Origin of the sequence: Nocardia vinacea (assembly GCF_035920345.1) — a bacterium.
Lineage (GTDB): Bacteria > Actinomycetota > Actinomycetes > Mycobacteriales > Mycobacteriaceae > Nocardia > Nocardia vinacea_A.
In genome coordinates this window covers 3,926,541-3,942,093 of sequence record NZ_CP109149.1, presented here as the reverse complement: position 1 = coordinate 3,942,093, position 15,553 = coordinate 3,926,541, and the positions used below count along the sequence as shown (strand labels likewise).

Sequence of the window (15,553 nt, the reverse complement as noted above, 5' to 3'; positions counted from 1 at the left end):
TTTCGTCAGATCTGGGCGTCGCCCTTGCGTACGGTGACCGGTTCGGCCAGCCGCTGCTCATCGCAGACGCGCTGCAGCTTCGCCAGGGTTTCGTCGAGTCCGGCGCCCAGCCGAGGACCGGGGGTGAAGGTGGCAGGCAGATGCCGCATGCCCTGGATGACGCCGATGGTGTCGTAATGTACGGCGTCCTCGGGATCACAGCGATAGTCCGGCATCCGGTCGAACACCGCGAGCAGCATTCGCTTGAACACCATGCGCGCCATATTGGAACCGATGCAGCGATGCACGCCGAGACCGAAACTGTAGTGCCGATTGCCCCGTCGTTCCATATCGATCTCATTGGGGTTGTCGAACACCTCGGGATCCCGGTTGGCCATCGCCCACGACAGCCACAGCCGCTCACCCTCGGCGAACCGCTTGCCCCCGACCTCGCAATCCTGGGCAAAGGTACGGCCGTCACCCGGTGCGGGGGTGAAGTAGCGCAGGAACTCCTCGGTCGCGGAATCCAGCATGAGATCGCGTTCGCGGCTGAGCAATTCGCGCTGATCCGGATTCTCCGACAGCCATTCCAATGCGTGCGCGGTGAGCGCGGTGGTGGTGTCGAAACCGCCGCCGATAATGAGGCTGAGCATGCCGAGCGCGTCCATATCGGAGATCGGCTCGCCGTTCAGGGTGGACTCCGCGACGGCGTGCAGCATGCCCGGCCGTGGATTCTGTTTGACCTCCAGATAATTCGTCAGCAGGTCAAGGCCCATGGTGCGGTGCATCTCGGCGATCCGCGGGGTGTCCGGCGAATCCGGTGGGGTGTACACCGAGGCGTGCGCGGGTTCGTTGTAGATGGTCCACTTGTCCAGCGGGATGCCCAGCATCGCGAGGGTGAGCACCGCGGGCACGATATTGGCCAACTCGTCGACGAAATCGATGCTGCCGCTTTCGATCTGCTCGTCGATGCCGGCGCGCACGATTTCGTCGACGAACGGAATCCAGCGCTGCACCGCCGCTGGGGACAGATACGGATTCAGCGCCGAGCGCAGTTCCCGCTGTTCGGGCGGGTCCATTTCCAGGATGCCCGCGCGAATACCCTGGCCGCGTTCCGGCGTCGGAATGGAAATCCCCTTGTAGCCGCGGCGCTCCCCATTGGGGTCGTTGTCGTTGGAGATGTGCGGGCAGCGAGCCAGTTCGAACACTTCGCGGTTACCCGCGGCCACCCAGTGCCCGCCGTAGGTTTCGGTCCAGGCTACCGGGCACTCGCTCTGCATCTGCTGGGTGATGTCGACGAACTGTCCGCGATATTGCGGGGTGTGTCGATCGAAGTGAAATTCCGGCTGTCTGCGCTCGGCATCGGATGCGATATCGGTCATCGGCGGTTCCTCTATTCGGTGCTGGAGATCGCCCGCTCGGGGCAGGACCGGACGGCCTCGCGGACGTTGTCCTGCTGATCGGCGGGAACGTCTTCGCTGACCGGTGACGAATGCCCGTCGATTTCACTGAGTTCGAACACTTTCGGGGCGATCATCGCGCACAGCGTGTGGCCCTGACAGCGTTCGTCATCGACTCGAACCTTCACGGTATTTCTTCCCTTCAGACGCGGTAGTCGTACCACTTCAGATAGCCGCCGGCATCGACCCGCAGCTGGGTACCGGTGATGAAACGGGACTCGTCGGAGGCCAGGAACAACACCGCGTTGCTGATCTCCTCCGGCTCGATATAGGGGACCGGCATGGCCTGCTGTACGAAGAAGGCGGGTTCGGCGTCGGCGCGGGTGGGATGCTCGAGATCCGGGCGGAACGACCGGTACATCGGCTCGCTCTGCAGCATGGGGGTGTTGCAATTGGTGGGGTGCACGACATTGGCGCGAATATTGCCCGCTGCCAAGTGTGTAGCAATCTCGTGGATATATTGCGACAGAAGGCGTTTGGCGACCATATAGGCGACACCGCCCGGGTCCTTGCCCGGCTGATCGACCTTCGACAGTTCCATCAGCGCCGCGGTCGAGCCGGTGGCGATGATCGATGCGCCTGCGCCGAGATGCGGCAGCGCCGCCTGGACGGCGTTGATGACGCCGATCAGGTTGGTATCGATGACATCGGTCCAGGCCTGCCACTGCGGTTCGCCCTTCATACCGGCGATGCCGGCCTGGGCCACCACGATGTCGAGATGGCCGAATTCGGCGATACCGCGCTCGATCACCGCGGCGAGTTGCGCTCGGTCGCGCACGTCGGCCTGTTCGGCGATGATGCGCCGGCCGGTTTTCTCGACGAGACGGGTGGTCTCCTCGAGATCCTCCGGTCGCGATAGCGAGTACTGGATGCTCTCGATATCACGGCAGATATCCACCGCGATGATGTCGGCACCCTCCTCGGCGAGCTTCACCGCGTGGCTACGGCCCTGGCCTCGCGCGGCTCCGGTGACGAAGGCGACCTTGCCCTCCACACGTCCCACGGCTGTTCCTTTCGGTCCTACTTCTTCTGGGCTGCACCACCCGTGCCGGGGCACGGACGGGTTCAGGTATTACGGCCGCCGTTGACGCCGAGGATCTGTCCGGTGATGTAGCCGGCGTCCTCGGAGATCAGGAACGAGCAGGCGGCGGCGATATCGGCGGGGCGACCGACCCGGCGCACCGGGGTGCGCTGGATGTGCTCCTCGATGGTTCCGCCGAGCAGCTGCTTCTCCTCGGATCGGCGCAGCATGGGGGTATCGATGAAGCCCGGCGGGACCGCGTTGACGGTGATCCCATACGGCCCCAGTTCCAGCGCAAGCGATTTGGTGAGGCCGTTGAGTCCGGACTTGGCCGCCACGTACGCCGCCATGAACGGCTGGCCGGAGTGGGTACTGGAGGAGGAGATATTGACGATGCGTCCCCAGTTCGCGGCCGTCATATCCGGCAGTACGGCTTGGACCATGTGGAATACGCCGTGCAGGTTGACATCGATGATGCGCTGCCACTCCTCGAAGGTGAGGTTCTGGAAGCGGCGGTACTTCTCGATTCCGGCGGCATTGACCAGCACGGTGATCGGACCCAGCTTCGCGCGCACATCGGTCAACGCCGCGGCGATCTCGTCCGGTTTCGTCACATCGGCCTGATAGGCGAAATCGTCCTCGGCGGACGGGTTCAGGTCGAGGGTGGCGACGTGCAGGCCGTCGGCGCGCAGGCGCTCGACAATGCCGAGGCCGATGCCCGAGGCGCCTCCGGTGACCACAGCGGTTTTCACGCAAGAATCTCCCTTCCGGATGTTGAGAACCGTACTCTCGCGTTGATCGTACGCGCAAGACTTCCCGGGTGATGGGGGGAATCGACGTGCGAGCACCGATGTCATCCGCGCGCGACATTGGTTGCCTATTTCGGGATTGTTGCTACAGTCGCGCAAGCGATGAACGTATGATTCTCCATTAACGAGAATGAAGTTTCCATTGCGCAGCGGAGGAGACCGGATGTCAGTGCAAGAAGAAGTGGCCGCCCGGACGGAGCAGATTCCGACCCGGCGGCTGCTCGTCGACGGACAGTTGATCGAGACCGGGCGCACGCTCGCCTCGCTCAATCCCGCGACGGGCGAGGTGTACGGGTACGCACCGGAGGCGGGCCGCGCCGAGACCGACGCGGCCATCGGCGCGGCCCGGCGGGCCTTCGACACCACGACCTGGGCCACCGACGCCGCATTCCGCGCGCACTGCCTCGAACAGCTCTACCAGGCGTTTCGCGATAACGTCGAAGAACTGCGGGAGCTGACGATCGCGGAGGTCGGCGCGACCAGGCAGCTCACGCACGGTAATCAGCTCGAGATCCCCTTCGAGATCGTCCGCTATTACGCCGAGCTGGTACGGAAGTTCTCCTTCACCGACGAGCTCGACGACATCGAAGTCCGTGGTCAGCGCCATCGGCGCTGGGTCGAGAAGGAGGCCGCGGGTGTGGTGGCGGCCATCGCGGCCTACAACTATCCGCATCAGCTCGCCTTGGCCAAACTCGCGCCCGCGCTCGCGGCCGGGTGCACGGTGGTGCTCAAGGGTGCACCGGATACGCCGCTGGCCACCCTGGCGATCGGCGAGCTCATCGCGCGCCACACCGATATTCCCGCCGGTGTGGTCAATGTGCTCACCTCCTCGGATGTGGCCGTCGGCGAACGGATGACGACACATCCCGATGTCGACGTGGTCACCTTCACCGGTTCGACTCCGGTGGGACGCAAGATCATGGCCGCCGCGAGCGTGACGCTGAAGCGGGTATTCCTGGAACTCGGCGGGAAGTCGGCCGCGATCGTGCTCGACGACGCCGACTACCGGACGGCAGCGCAGTTCGCGGCGTTCAGCATTGTCGTCCATGCCGGGCAGGGCTGTGCGTTGACGTCCCGGCTGCTGGTGCCGCGCAAGGACCACGACGCGATCGTGGAGCTGGTCGCGCAGAACTTCGCGCACGTGCGCTACGGCGACCCCGCCGATCCGAAAACCTATATGGGCCCATTGATCAGCGAGCGCCAGCGCGACAAGGTCGACGGCTTGGTGCAGCGCGCTGTGGCGGCGGGTGCCCAACTGGTAACCGGTGGCAAGAAGGTCGATCCGGGCTTCTTCTACCAGCCGACGCTGCTGGCAGGTGTCGATCCGGACAGCGAAATCGCCCAGGAGGAGGTCTTCGGGCCGGTGCTCGCGGTGATCCCGTACGAGGACGACGACGATGCCGTACGGATCGCGAACAACTCGATCTACGGCCTGTCCGGCGGCGTGTTCAGCGCCGACGAGGAGCGGGCGCTGGCGGTGGCGCGGCGTATCCGCACCGGCACCATGAGCATCAACGGCGGCAACTACTTCGCTGCCGACGCACCTTTCGGCGGTTATAAGCAGTCCGGCATCGGCCGGGAGATGGGAGTCGACGGGTTGACGGAATTCCTGGAGATCAAGACCTTCGCGGCGGCGGTCCGATGAGCGAGCGCAGCGAGCGAACAATCAACACAGCCGGGCGCCCGCTCGTGACGCCGCCGAGCGCTAGCGAGGTGGCGGCATGAGCGGGGGGCCACTCGACGGGATCCGCGTCCTCGAGGTCGCGATGTACGGGTTCGTGCCGTCTGCGGGCGCCGTGCTTTCCGACTGGGGTGCGGACGTGATCAAGGTCGAGCACGCGGTCACCGGTGACCCGCAGCGCGGGCTGCGTCAGATCGCCACGTTCAAGGTCGAGGGCGACCCCAATCCCAATGTGGAACATGCCAATCGGGGCAAGCGCAGTATCGGGGTCGATATGTCGGTGCCGGAGGGCCGGGCGGTGATCCACGACCTGGCCAAGACCGCGGACGTATTCCTGACCAGTTTCCTGCCGCAGCACCGAAGCAAGTTCGGTATCGATGTCGACGACATTCGCGCGGTGAACCCGAAGATCATCTATGCCCGCGGCAGCGGTCTCGGCCCGCGCGGCGCGGAGGCCGATAAAGGCGGCTACGACATGACCGCCTACTGGTGCCGCGGCAGCGTCGCCGCCACCATCACCCCGCCCGATATCGACGGACTGATCCCTCCGCCCGGTCCGGCATTCGGCGACACCATCTCCGGAACCAATCTGGCGGGCGGCATCGCGGCCGCGCTGCTGAAGCGCGAACGCACGGGCGAGCCGTCGATCGTGGATGTGTCGCTGCTGAGCAGCGGGCTGTGGTCGATGGGGCACACCATCGCGCTCTCGGCGTATATGGGGGAGCCGCTGCGCGCGTTCCCGACCGGATCGCACGGGTCGCCGTCGAATCCGCTGTCGGGGTTGTACGCCACCAAGGACGGTCGGTATCTGTCGCTGGTCATGTTGCAGCCCGGCAAATTCTGGGCCGACGTTTGCCAACATATCGACCGGCCGGACCTCGCGGAGGATCCGCGGTTCGCCGATGCCGCCGCGATCGCGACCAATACCGCTGCGGCGGTGCAGATCTTGCGCGAGGTGTTCGCCACCCGCACGCTCACCGAGTGGACCGAGCGTTTCGCGACCCTGTCCGGGCCGTGGGCGCCGGTGCAGGACGCGCTCCAGGCGATCGACGATCCGCAGGTGCAGGCGAACGAATATGTCCGCAAAGCCGGTGATCTGCAGCTGGTTTCGAGTCCGGTGCAGTTCGATCTCACCGCTCCCGACCTGCGTCCCGGCCCGGAATTCGCCGCGCAGACCGACGAGGTCCTGCTCGAACTCGGCCTGGACTGGGACCGCATCATCGCGCTCAAAACCGCGGGTGCGATCACGTAATCCGCTGGAGTACCCATGACCTACATCGCTTCGATAGGTACCTACCTGCCATGCTGGGGCGCCCAGCGCCATCGGGTGCTCGGTGACGACGAGGACGCGATCACCCTGGCCGTGCAGGCCGGCCGTGCCGCGCTGCACGACGCCGGTCCGGTGGAACGGGTGATCGTGGTCAGTCGCGATCTGCCGCTGGTGGGAAGCAGTAATGCCGCGGTCCTGCTGGCGGGGCTCGGGCTGGATCCGGAACTGGAGGTGATCGAGCGGCTCGGCGGCGCGCCCGCCACCCTCGACTCACTCAGTTCCGCCCGGCCGCGCACCCTGATCATCGGGGTCGATACCGAGCCCGCGGGCGCGGCCGCGGCATTGGTTTCCGATCACGGCCTGCAGGTGCGCACCGCCGCCCGGGTGGCGCGCAGCCTGCCGGTGCGCACCCGTAATGCCGTTGGGGCCGTGCACGATTACGGCGATCCGCGACTGCTGCACACGCGCGGCTTGTTGGCCTCGCTGGCGGCGGCCTGGCTGGATACGCCGGTGGCGGTGGCCGGGGTCGACGACAAACAGGCGGCCGCGCTGTGCCTCGGCGGCCCGCCGTCGCTGCCGACGGTGGGCGCCAGCGCCGGACTGTTCGCCTTGGCGGCCATGGCCGAATGGGGCAGCACGGGTCTGTTGGTGGGGGTGGAGCAGGCCAGCCTGTCCGGTATCACGGTGGCCACCGGTACGGCGGTGCTGCACCGGCGCGAGTCGACGGCCAGAGAGCTGCCCGAAGGCGACCTGTGGCCCGGATCCGAGATTCCGATCTCGCTGGCCGCCTACGAGCGCGCATTCGAGGCGAAGGTGCGCTGGGAGGCCGGAAAACACTCCGGCAGTGACGAACTGGACTTCCCGCCGCGCTATCGGGTCGCCTCGGACGGCGGTCTGAGCACCGACTACACCCTGGTGCCGCTGCCGCGCACCGGCACCGTGTACACCGAGGCCACCGTCGCGATACCGGTGCCGGGGCTGAGAAGTCCGTACACCCTGGTGATCATCGAACTCGACGGTGTCGGGGTGCGGGCGCTGGCGAAGGTGACGGGCGCCGATCCGGGCACCGTGGCGATCGGGGACCGTGGCCGCATGGTGCTGCGCCGGGTCGCGGTGCGCTCGGGGGTGCCCGACTATGGATACGCATTCGAACCGGAGGTCGCGCAGTGAGGGAAGTGGCTATCGTCGGTGCGGGCATGACGCCCTTCGCCGAGCATTTCGCCCTCGGCGTCAAGGATCTGGTGCCGATGGCGTTCGCCGAATGCGCCGCCAGCATCGACAAGGGGTTGGCCACCTCCGATCTGCAGGCGGCCTGGTTCGGCGCGATGGGCAATACCGACGGATTCCCGGCCGGGATTGTCGCCGATGCGCTCGGGCTCCCGGATCTGCCGGTGACCCGGGTCGAAAACTCCTGTGCGACAGGCAATGATGCGGTGCGCAATGCCCTGTTCGGCATCGCCTCCGGTGCTTTCGACGTGGCCCTTGTCGTCGGCGCGGACAAGTTACGCGAGACCGCGCAGAAGGACATGCTGTGGGAATGGGAGGCGATGGCGCGCGATATGGCCTGGGACTACCCACTCGGCCTGATCGCGCCCGTCGGATTCGCGCTGCACGTGGCCCGATATCTGCACGAATCGCCCGCGACCAGACAGCATTTGGCCATGGTCGCGGTGAAGAACCACCGGCATGGTGTGCGTAATCCCAAGGCCCGCTTGCGTTTCGAGATCAGCTTGGAACAGGCGCTGGCGGCGCCGATCGTGGCCGGACCGTTCGGGCTCTACGACTGCGCACCGCAGAGCGATGGTGCGGCGGCGCTGGTGCTCGCCGCGGCGGATGTGGTCGATCGCTACACCGATCGCCCGGTGTGGATCCGCGGTGTCGGCCTCGGCCTGGATTCGGTGATGCACCAGCACAAGCGGGATATGACGACCTTTCCTGCCACCGTGCGAGCCGCCGAGGCGGCCTTCTCGATGGCGGGTCTGACTCCCGCGGATGTCGATGTCGCCGAGGTGCACGATTTCTTCACCGGTATCGAACTGATCAGCTACGAGGACCTCGGCTTCGCCGAGCGATTCGGGGCCGCGAAACTGATCGAGAGCGGAGTCACCGAGATCGGCGGCGCGCTGCCGGTGAATCCGAGTGGCGGCCTGAAGGCCAAGGGACATCCGCCCGGGGCGACCGGCGTGGCCCAGTGCGTCGAATTGTTCCAGCAGTTGCGCGGTACGGCGGTCAATCAGGTCGACGGTGCGCGGATCGGCCTGGCGCACAACCTCGGTGGGCCGACCGCGGTTTCGGCGGTGACGATTCTGGAAGGATCCCGCGCTTGACGGCGAGGCCGGCGGCGGTGGCCCTCGTTTCGGGCAGCGCGAAGAGTCGCCGTGCGGTGTTGGACCGGGCCGCACGGTGTGTCGGCGCGGCGGGCACCGTGCACGTGGTTTGTGATGGGATCTCGCCGTCGATGCTCTTCGGATCCATTGCGCTGAGCGGACTGTTCGTCGATGCCGTCGGGCTCGAGGCCGTGGACTTCACCAGCACCGCCCGTATTCTCGCCCCGCACGGCTGCGGCTGGAGTTGGTGGTGGGGGCCGGTCGGCGCGCACGCCGTCGCGGTGCGGCTGGCGGTGGCGCTGGGTGCGCCCATGGTGTTGCCGACCCGCTCGCTGATGCTCCAGGTCCGCGTCGCGGTGCGGCTCCCCGCCACCGACCACGACCCGGTGTCCTAGCTGGTGCCTCGTCCAGCAGCTTGCCGCGCCATCCCTCCGGCTGCTCGCCGAGGGTAGTGATATGGCGGTCGAATGCGGTGTGGGCGACCACCATTCGACTGCGTTCGACGGAATCCCTCCGAGCCCAAGGCTCGATACGGCAGAAGCAATCCGGACACGGCACTAGCAATTCGGTGCGACCCCGTCCTCATGCGCCATCCAGTGCACGAAGCGGTGCAGCGGGTACATGGCGTCGTGTGGGTTGCCGATCGTGCTCGGTCCGGCTTCGCCGAGGCGGACGATGCGCTGTGCGCCGCCGCTGGCCAACCGGTCGCGGTAGTCGGCCATCCGGTCGAACGGAAAGAAGCCGACCGTCTGCGTCGCCACATTGACGTATTTCATCGCCGTGTCGAGGCTGTCCACGCGAACCACGTTGGCGGTCTTGTTGATCGGGTGGAAGTCCACGGGTTCATCGGAACGGATCACCAGGCCCTTGCCGTCGGTCCGTCCCCAGACCTGGAACTCGTCGTCGAGCATCATCAGGGTGTCGATCTGCTCGCGCAAATCGATATCGAGCGGTCGGGCGTCGTCCGATCCGGCGGCCTTGTCGACGATGCGGGCGTGCAGCCGTGCGCAGAAGCGGTCGGCATCGTCCTGATCGGCCTCGACATAGACGAAACGGCTTGCGACGCAGGCCTCCTGGTTGAGCACCATCACATCGGCGGCGGCAAGTTCTGCCGCCCGGTCGAGCGCCTCGTCCGAGGCGAAGGCCTCCCGGCCGACCATCGAGATCGACGTCTTCGGGTCGAAGGACACCAGTTGGAAGCCCGGCCCGAGGTATTTGATCACGTTATCGATCGCGTCGCCGCCACCCCAGGCGACGATCTTGTCGAAATACTGCGGCCGGTACAGCACCCGCTCCACCGTATCGTCGCCGCCGCGCCAGTAGAGCGCGGACATCGACCGCACAATGGCGTGGTCGGGATCGATATCGGCCATGGTCCGCAGGATCGCGACCGTGGTGAACGGATCACTCGAGGACATCTTGAACAGATTGACCGCCTTGACCAGTGCGCCGTGGGCAATGGATTTCACCGCGACGCCGGGGGAGTTGCCGGGCAGCACATGGATCAGCCGGGGTGCGAATGCCCGCACGAAACTCTGGCGACCGGTGAAGTCGCGCTTGGGAATCCACTCGTCCAGCGCCCGCGGGTTCGGAAAATTCTGTTCGACCACGGTCTCGAGCAGCCGCTTGTCGAGATAGCCCGCCGCACCCATGACCTGTGCCTGCAGCACGGCGCGCGGCAGCACATGGGTGGACGACATCCGGTCGATGCAGTCGCGCACGAACGGGTTTTCGGGGGCCCGCAGCCGACGGCCGGTCTCGACGAGGAAATCGATGATCTCCGCGAGCGGGACATTCAGCAGCGGCGGCACCTCGCCGCGCGGATGCACCGCGCGGTCCATCGGGATGCTCGGTGTCGCGAAGGTGACGCCCAGATCGCGCGAGCGGTGCGTGACGTCGTCACCCTCGAGCAATTCGCCGCGCAGGAAGAACGGCGCGGCAGCAACGGCGTCGGCGATGGTCATGACAGCCCCCGAACATACGCGTCGACGGTTCCGGCGCAGCCGATCTTGTCGTCGCCCTTGATATCGGCGTATCGGACGATGTCATTGCGCACCGACGGCCCCTTGTTGCCACAGGCACAGGGGTCGATATCGAGTGCGATCTTGTCGCCGGTGATGATCCCGCCCCAGCGTCCGTCCAGTGAGAGATCGAAAAATGCGGCGCGGCCTTCGATTTCACCGGATTCGTGCGGCAGCGATGTCGCACCGTCCTCGTCGAGGATGAACGGCACGACCCATGGTGGTATGTGATAGCGATCGCCCTTGCGGCACTTGGGCATTCCGGAATTGAGTTCTTGCATCGAGTAGTTCTGGAAGTCGCGGTCGGCTGGGATATTGAAGGTCTGGTGGACGAATTGCTGGTAATCCGGCGGCAATTGGGCGCGCTTGAGCCCACCGCCGACATAGAGGCAGTTGTCGGGGTGGAAGTCCGCGGCGGAGTAGCCCATATCCCGCACGATCGCGGCCACCTGGTACAGCGCATTCCACATGCCCGAGATATAGAGCTTGTCCGCGCGGTATCGCACGAGCGCCTCAGCACCGGCGATCATCGCTTTGTCGAGTGCCTCCTGCCGCTCCCGGGAGGTCCGGTCGAAATCGGCCAGCTCCTCCGGTCGCGCGGTGCCGTCGGCGATCTTCTTGCGCAGCACCACCATTTTGGTCAGCGATCCGACGGTGATCGGTGGAATAGGCAGGCGGAAACGCTCTTTGGCCGGATCACCGAACGCCGCCTGCTGGGCCGCGGCGATGACGGTGTTCTTCGGGACCGACGCGGTGGCGGCGATCCCGACCATCCGCCGGTCCTGTGCGGGCCGCACACCCGAGCCCCAGGAGAAGACATTGACCGTATCCTTGCGCGACCATTCCATATCCCGCTCCGAGGCGAGCAGCATGGCCGACTTACCGGTCGTTCCGCTGGAACAGGAGACGTAGTGCCCAGCGGCCTGCAGCCGCCCGATCCAGTCGTCGATATCGGCGATGTCCGAGGTGTCGATCGGGCTGATGGCATAGGGCGATACGGTGCCGAGCCACTTGCCGAGCCGATCCCACTTCTCCTCGATCAGAAAGCTTTCCGGATAGCTCTTGTAGACCGAGTGCGGGAACAGCAGCGGCACCATATCCGCGCGGTCGCGGATCTCGGTGATACCGGCTTCCCGCGCGCGGTGTCCGAGCAGCTTGTTCCGGTCGTGGTGCTGTCGGAGTTTTTCGTCGAGTGCCGCGACCTGGGTTTCCCGCAGGTCGGCGGCGGAGTGGTCGAAGCGATCGGCGGCATCGGCCAGCCGTGTCAGGGTTTCGATGGCTGAGCTCACGGGGGAGTCCTTCCCGGTGACGTTGCCCGCTGGAAAAATGGCAACTCATGCGTATCATTATTAGCGATCGGAGACACGATGACGCAAGCGGCAATTTCGAGGCGGTGGAGATGACCGAGGTCGGACCGCCTATTCGGCGCGCGGCCGGGCGGCCCACCCGGGCACAGGCCGAGGCTCGGCACGAGGAATTGCTCGATACCGCACTGGATCTGTTCCTGGAGCACGGCTACGAGCTGGCGACGATCGAGATGATCGCCGGTCGCGTGAACATGACCAAACGCACCGTCTACGCCCGCTATCCGGACAAGGCATCGCTGTTCCTCGCCGCTGTCCGGCGCGCCATCGAGCGACAGGTCGTACCCGCGGACGTGCTCGCCGGCTTCGACAACGGCGATCTGGCCGAGACACTGACCGCGGTCGCCCGGTTGCGCATCGATCAGGTGATGACACCGAACGGGCTACGCCTGCAACGCATTATCAATACCGAGAGCTATCGCTTTCCTGAGATCTTCGTAGCCAACTACGAACTGAGTGCCGGGCCGGTGGTCGACTTCGTAGCCGGTGTCCTCGACCGCGCGATCGCCGCCGGGACGATCGCGCCGACCAACTCCGGGCAGGCCGCCCGCGCCTTCATGAGCATGGTCGTCGGCGGCCAGGTGCGCTCCATCGTGGCCGGTCGCCCACCCACTCCCGAACAACTCGACGAGCGGGTCCAATTCACCGTCGGCCTCCTGCTCGACGGCCTTCGGCCCCGCTGAAATGACTGAGAGGCAATGACTTTGACGTTCGAGGCAGATCGTCCGGTCGCGGTTGTGACCGGAGCCAGTTCCGGCATCGGCGCGTCGACCGCCGAAAAGCTGGTAGCACGCGGCTGGCAGGTGATCGGTGTCGGTCGCGATCGACAGCGTTGTGCGGCCGCGCGAACGCGGATCACCGCCGCCGCGCGCGGCGGCGGCTTCGACATGGTGCGCGCCGACTTCACCCTGATGACGGAGGTGGCGCGCGTGGCCGCCGAGATCGCGAGCCGCACAACGCGTCTGGATGTCCTGATCAACAACGCGGGTGGCGTGCGGGACCGGAAGATCATCACCGTGGAAGGCGCCGAGGCGACCTTCGCCACCAACTACCTCGCCCCGTTCTTGCTGACCAGAGAACTGATGCCGCTGCTGCGGAAGAGCGCGGCGGGCCTGCCATCCGGATCGGTGCGCGTGCTCGCCGTATCGTCTAGCGCGCACCGTGCGACCGAGGGGTTCGATTGGGCGGATCCGCAGAGCCTGAACGCCTTTCACCCGACAGCCGCCTACTGCCGGGCGAAACTCGCCAATATTCTGTTCACCCGCGAACTGGCGCGACGTGCGGCACCTGACCGGATCGTCGCGCAGGCCATGCATCCAGGTGTCGTCGCCAGTAACTTCGCCGCACACGGCGATGCGGCGATGCGAGCCCATATGGCCGCGGCCGATACGGTGCCTCCGGATGAACCGGCCGAGACCCTGATGTGGCTGGCCACCGATCCCGAGGGCGGTCGCGACGGCGGGCGTTACTTCTACCGGAAGACGGTGGAAACACCGGCCCCCGCCGCCCTCGACGATGCCGCCGCCGCCCGCCTCTGGTCCGAAAGCGAGCGGCTGCTCGCCGATCTCGGGTTCTGAAGACATGCGGATCGCGGTTATTCGACTCACGGTCGATCCGGCGCGCGAGCTGGCGCCGGAAACGCTGCGCGAACGTTCGGAATACTTTGCGGCACAGGCGAACAAGAGCGGGATGCGGGTGCTTTCGATGCCGACCGAGCAGCATCGGGAACTGCAGGTTTCGCTGCCCGGCACTTGACGTATTCCGAGGGCTTGCACTTGATCAACCAGCGACGGCTTGTGCCGCGTAGACAGTGTTCCATCTGCCACATCAGTGGCAGGATCCAGTGAGGGCATGCTCCATGAGCACGGGCTGGCCCCGGGGCTGCGGTCAGATCGGCTCCCAGATCGTCATCCGCGTGTTGGCCGGATCGATCGACGGGCTGAGCCGCATCCGGCCGTCCTTGGAGCGGGTGATCAGCTCCTTCATCACAATGTCGATATCGCCATCGATGTCATAGACCGCCAGGTATTCCACGGGCTGATCACCGGTGGTCCGCAGGCGATGGCGCGTACAGGATTTCACGCCATCGATCGCGAGCATCTCGGGGACATGGACGTCGTGCTGCCAGGTGTTGTATTCCTCGTCCCGGCCGGGCTGCGGGCGGGAGAAAACCATCAACTTCATATCGCGTCCCTCGATCAGTGCGCTTGCTGGGCATAAGCTTCGGCGTATTGCTGCCGCGTCGTCGTCGAGATATCCCAACCCACGGCCTTCGCTCGCAGCGCGCCGACGGTGGCCTGCTCCTTCGGGGTGTGCTCGAACGGATCGAAATTCAGGAAACGGCACGCGTTCTGCCAGGTGATCTTGTTGATATCGGTGTCGTCGGCGTGGGCGGCGTTCAGTTCTTTCAACACGAATTCGGGTGCGTCGGGCCACAGCGAGTCCGAGTGCGGGTAGTCGCATTCCCACGCGATGATGTCCATCCCGACTGCGTCCCGATAGGTGAGTGCGGTCGGGTCGGTGACGTAGCAGGCGATCACGTGCTCGCGGAAGACCTCGCTGGGCAGCTTGCCGCCGAAGTCGCGCCGCAGCCACCTCTGGTTGGTGTAGTGGCGATCGGAGCGATCCAGGAAGAACGGGATCCAGCCGATGCCGCCCTCCGAAAGCGCCACCTTCAGATTGGGGTAGTTGCGAAATGCCGGACCCCACAGCAGATCCTGGACGGTGATCTGGGAGACCGTCGGCGCCAGGCACATCAGATTGTCGATCGGCGCGTCCGGCGCCAGCTTGAGCGCCCCGAATCCGGTGCCGATATGCAGATTCATGACCAGACCGGTTTCGTTCAGCGCCCCGAAGACCGGTCCCCAGAAGTCCTCGTCGAAATAGCTGGGACTGCCCTGCAGGTGCGGCAGTTCCGCCATCGTGACACCGCGGAAGCCCTTCGCGGCGACGCGCTGGATCTCGGCGACGGCCAACTGCGGATCCCACAGCGGCAGAATGGCGTTCGGGATGAACCGGCCGGGGTAGATGTCGCACCAGCCCTCGAGATGCCAGTCGTTGTATGCCTGGATCATCGCGACGGTGATCTCGTCCTTGAAGTGACTCAGGTGGCCGGCGCTGAATCCGGCGAAGGTGGGGAAGCACATCGAGGCCTGGATGCCGTTGGCGTTCATATCCCGTACGCGGGCGTGGATGTCGTAGACACCGGGCCGCATTTCCGCGTAACCGGCCGGGTCGTACCCCCACTCCTCCGGCGGCCAGGAAACAACCGCGTTGAGCCCGGTGACACCCGTCGGTTTCCCGCGGTAGACCCACCGGTCGACGCCTTTTTCGTCGACGATCACCTTCGGCGCCAGATCGGCCCACTTCTTCGGCACCCGGCCGTCGAACATATCGAGCGGCTCGACGACGTGGTCGTCGATGCTCACCAGGATCATGTCGTCGATGTTCACGTGACTCCTCGCTGTTCGTGCGACGCCGGGGGTGTGCGTCACCCCGATCTCGACAAGCGGAGAGATGGTCAATCTTCATTTGGGAGAATGCCACTCTCGCAGTGAGGTCGACCATACACCCTGCGCGCGGGCGCGGTCGACAAATTCCCACCGGATATCGACGACGAGC

The 15,553-nt window shown here is 65.7% G+C and carries 16 protein-coding genes; 8 read left to right on the top strand and 8 right to left on the bottom strand.

Features of this window, described 5'->3' with window-relative positions; genetic code table 11:
- Window positions 1–5: 5 nt before the first annotated feature.
- The 4 genes from OIE68_RS18445 to OIE68_RS18430 all read right to left on the bottom strand — a co-directional run bounded on the left by OIE68_RS18445 (window position 6) and on the right by OIE68_RS18430 (window position 3,212).
- On the bottom strand, window positions 6–1,361 hold the full coding sequence (locus OIE68_RS18445; protein ID WP_327100601.1) for a cytochrome P450: 1,356 nt from the start codon (window positions 1,359–1,361) through the stop codon (window positions 6–8).
- Between the two features lie 11 nt (window positions 1,362–1,372).
- On the bottom strand, window positions 1,373–1,567 hold the full coding sequence (locus OIE68_RS18440) for a ferredoxin (protein WP_063039407.1): 195 nt from the start codon (window positions 1,565–1,567) through the stop codon (window positions 1,373–1,375).
- A 14-nt stretch (window positions 1,568–1,581) separates the two neighbouring features.
- Entirely contained in the window at window positions 1,582–2,442 is an 861-nt protein-coding gene (locus OIE68_RS18435; RefSeq protein WP_327100600.1) for a mycofactocin-coupled SDR family oxidoreductase, read from the bottom strand.
- 62 nt (window positions 2,443–2,504) lie between these two features.
- Window positions 2,505–3,212, bottom strand: coding sequence for a 3-oxoacyl-ACP reductase FabG (locus OIE68_RS18430; protein ID WP_327100599.1), 708 nt, complete (start codon window positions 3,210–3,212; stop codon window positions 2,505–2,507).
- A gap of 220 nt (window positions 3,213–3,432) precedes the next feature.
- Between OIE68_RS18430 and OIE68_RS18425 the strand changes: the two genes are divergently transcribed.
- The 5 genes from OIE68_RS18425 (at window position 3,433) to OIE68_RS18405 (ending at window position 8,942) form a co-directional block, all read left to right on the top strand.
- Window positions 3,433–4,914: an aldehyde dehydrogenase family protein gene (locus tag OIE68_RS18425; RefSeq protein ID WP_327100598.1), complete on the top strand. Its 1,482-nt coding sequence runs from the start codon at window positions 3,433–3,435 to the stop codon at window positions 4,912–4,914.
- Window positions 4,915–4,990: 76 nt separating this feature from the next.
- Complete coding sequence (locus OIE68_RS18420; RefSeq protein ID WP_327100597.1) at window positions 4,991–6,202, top strand: CoA transferase; 1,212 nt, start codon at window positions 4,991–4,993, stop codon at window positions 6,200–6,202.
- A 15-nt stretch (window positions 6,203–6,217) separates the two neighbouring features.
- On the top strand, window positions 6,218–7,390 hold the full coding sequence (locus OIE68_RS18415) for an OB-fold domain-containing protein (protein WP_327100596.1): 1,173 nt from the start codon (window positions 6,218–6,220) through the stop codon (window positions 7,388–7,390).
- The gene (locus OIE68_RS18410) at window positions 7,387–8,547 is read left to right on the top strand and encodes a thiolase C-terminal domain-containing protein (RefSeq protein ID WP_327100595.1); all 1,161 of its coding nucleotides are present in this window, start codon (window positions 7,387–7,389) and stop codon (window positions 8,545–8,547) included. The genes OIE68_RS18415 and OIE68_RS18410 overlap by 4 nt, the downstream gene beginning before the upstream one ends.
- Window positions 8,544–8,942: a hypothetical protein gene (locus OIE68_RS18405; protein WP_327100594.1), complete on the top strand. Its 399-nt coding sequence runs from the start codon at window positions 8,544–8,546 to the stop codon at window positions 8,940–8,942. Before OIE68_RS18410 ends, OIE68_RS18405 begins: the two co-directional genes overlap by 4 nt.
- A gap of 162 nt (window positions 8,943–9,104) precedes the next feature.
- On the opposite strand, the gene OIE68_RS18400 is transcribed toward OIE68_RS18405, so the two are convergent.
- Complete coding sequence (locus tag OIE68_RS18400) at window positions 9,105–10,511, bottom strand: acyl-CoA reductase (RefSeq protein ID WP_327100593.1); 1,407 nt, start codon at window positions 10,509–10,511, stop codon at window positions 9,105–9,107.
- Complete coding sequence (locus OIE68_RS18395) at window positions 10,508–11,857, bottom strand: hypothetical protein (protein WP_327100592.1); 1,350 nt, start codon at window positions 11,855–11,857, stop codon at window positions 10,508–10,510. Before OIE68_RS18395 ends, OIE68_RS18400 begins: the two co-directional genes overlap by 4 nt.
- Before the next feature lie 110 nt (window positions 11,858–11,967).
- Between OIE68_RS18395 and OIE68_RS18390 the strand changes: the two genes are divergently transcribed.
- The 3 genes from OIE68_RS18390 to OIE68_RS18380 are packed head-to-tail and all read left to right on the top strand — an operon-like array spanning window position 11,968 to window position 13,687.
- Entirely contained in the window at window positions 11,968–12,615 is a 648-nt protein-coding gene (locus OIE68_RS18390) for a TetR/AcrR family transcriptional regulator (protein WP_327100591.1), read from the top strand.
- 15 nt (window positions 12,616–12,630) lie between these two features.
- Window positions 12,631–13,509 (top strand): SDR family NAD(P)-dependent oxidoreductase, encoded by an 879-nt coding sequence (locus OIE68_RS18385; RefSeq protein WP_327100590.1) that lies wholly within the window; start codon window positions 12,631–12,633, stop codon window positions 13,507–13,509.
- A gap of 4 nt (window positions 13,510–13,513) precedes the next feature.
- On the top strand, window positions 13,514–13,687 hold the full coding sequence (locus OIE68_RS18380; protein WP_327100589.1) for a hypothetical protein: 174 nt from the start codon (window positions 13,514–13,516) through the stop codon (window positions 13,685–13,687).
- 132 nt (window positions 13,688–13,819) lie between these two features.
- Here the strand turns inward: OIE68_RS18380 and OIE68_RS18375 are convergent, their stop codons facing one another.
- Window positions 13,820–14,116 carry a hypothetical protein gene (locus OIE68_RS18375; protein ID WP_327100588.1) on the bottom strand — a complete coding sequence of 99 codons (297 nt, stop codon included), beginning with the start codon at window positions 14,114–14,116 and terminating at the stop codon, window positions 13,820–13,822.
- A 14-nt stretch (window positions 14,117–14,130) separates the two neighbouring features.
- Window positions 14,131–15,384 (bottom strand): amidohydrolase family protein, encoded by a 1,254-nt coding sequence (locus OIE68_RS18370; RefSeq protein WP_327100587.1) that lies wholly within the window; start codon window positions 15,382–15,384, stop codon window positions 14,131–14,133.
- Between the last annotated feature and the right edge of the window lie 169 nt (window positions 15,385–15,553).

Coding starts and splice junctions, on each gene's coding strand:
- OIE68_RS18445 (WP_327100601.1), bottom strand. CDS start 1,361: ATGACCGATATCGCATCCGATGCCGAGCGCAGACAGCCGGAATTTCAC.
- OIE68_RS18425 (WP_327100598.1), top strand. CDS start 3,433: ATGTCAGTGCAAGAAGAAGTGGCCGCCCGGACGGAGCAGATTCCGACC.
- OIE68_RS18420 (WP_327100597.1), top strand. CDS start 4,991: ATGAGCGGGGGGCCACTCGACGGGATCCGCGTCCTCGAGGTCGCGATG.
- OIE68_RS18415 (WP_327100596.1), top strand. CDS start 6,218: ATGACCTACATCGCTTCGATAGGTACCTACCTGCCATGCTGGGGCGCC.
- OIE68_RS18400 (WP_327100593.1), bottom strand. CDS start 10,511: ATGACCATCGCCGACGCCGTTGCTGCCGCGCCGTTCTTCCTGCGCGGC.
- OIE68_RS18390 (WP_327100591.1), top strand. CDS start 11,968: ATGACCGAGGTCGGACCGCCTATTCGGCGCGCGGCCGGGCGGCCCACC.
- OIE68_RS18385 (WP_327100590.1), top strand. CDS start 12,631: ATGACTTTGACGTTCGAGGCAGATCGTCCGGTCGCGGTTGTGACCGGA.
- OIE68_RS18380 (WP_327100589.1), top strand. CDS start 13,514: ATGCGGATCGCGGTTATTCGACTCACGGTCGATCCGGCGCGCGAGCTG.
- OIE68_RS18375 (WP_327100588.1), bottom strand. CDS start 14,116: ATGAAGTTGATGGTTTTCTCCCGCCCGCAGCCCGGCCGGGACGAGGAA.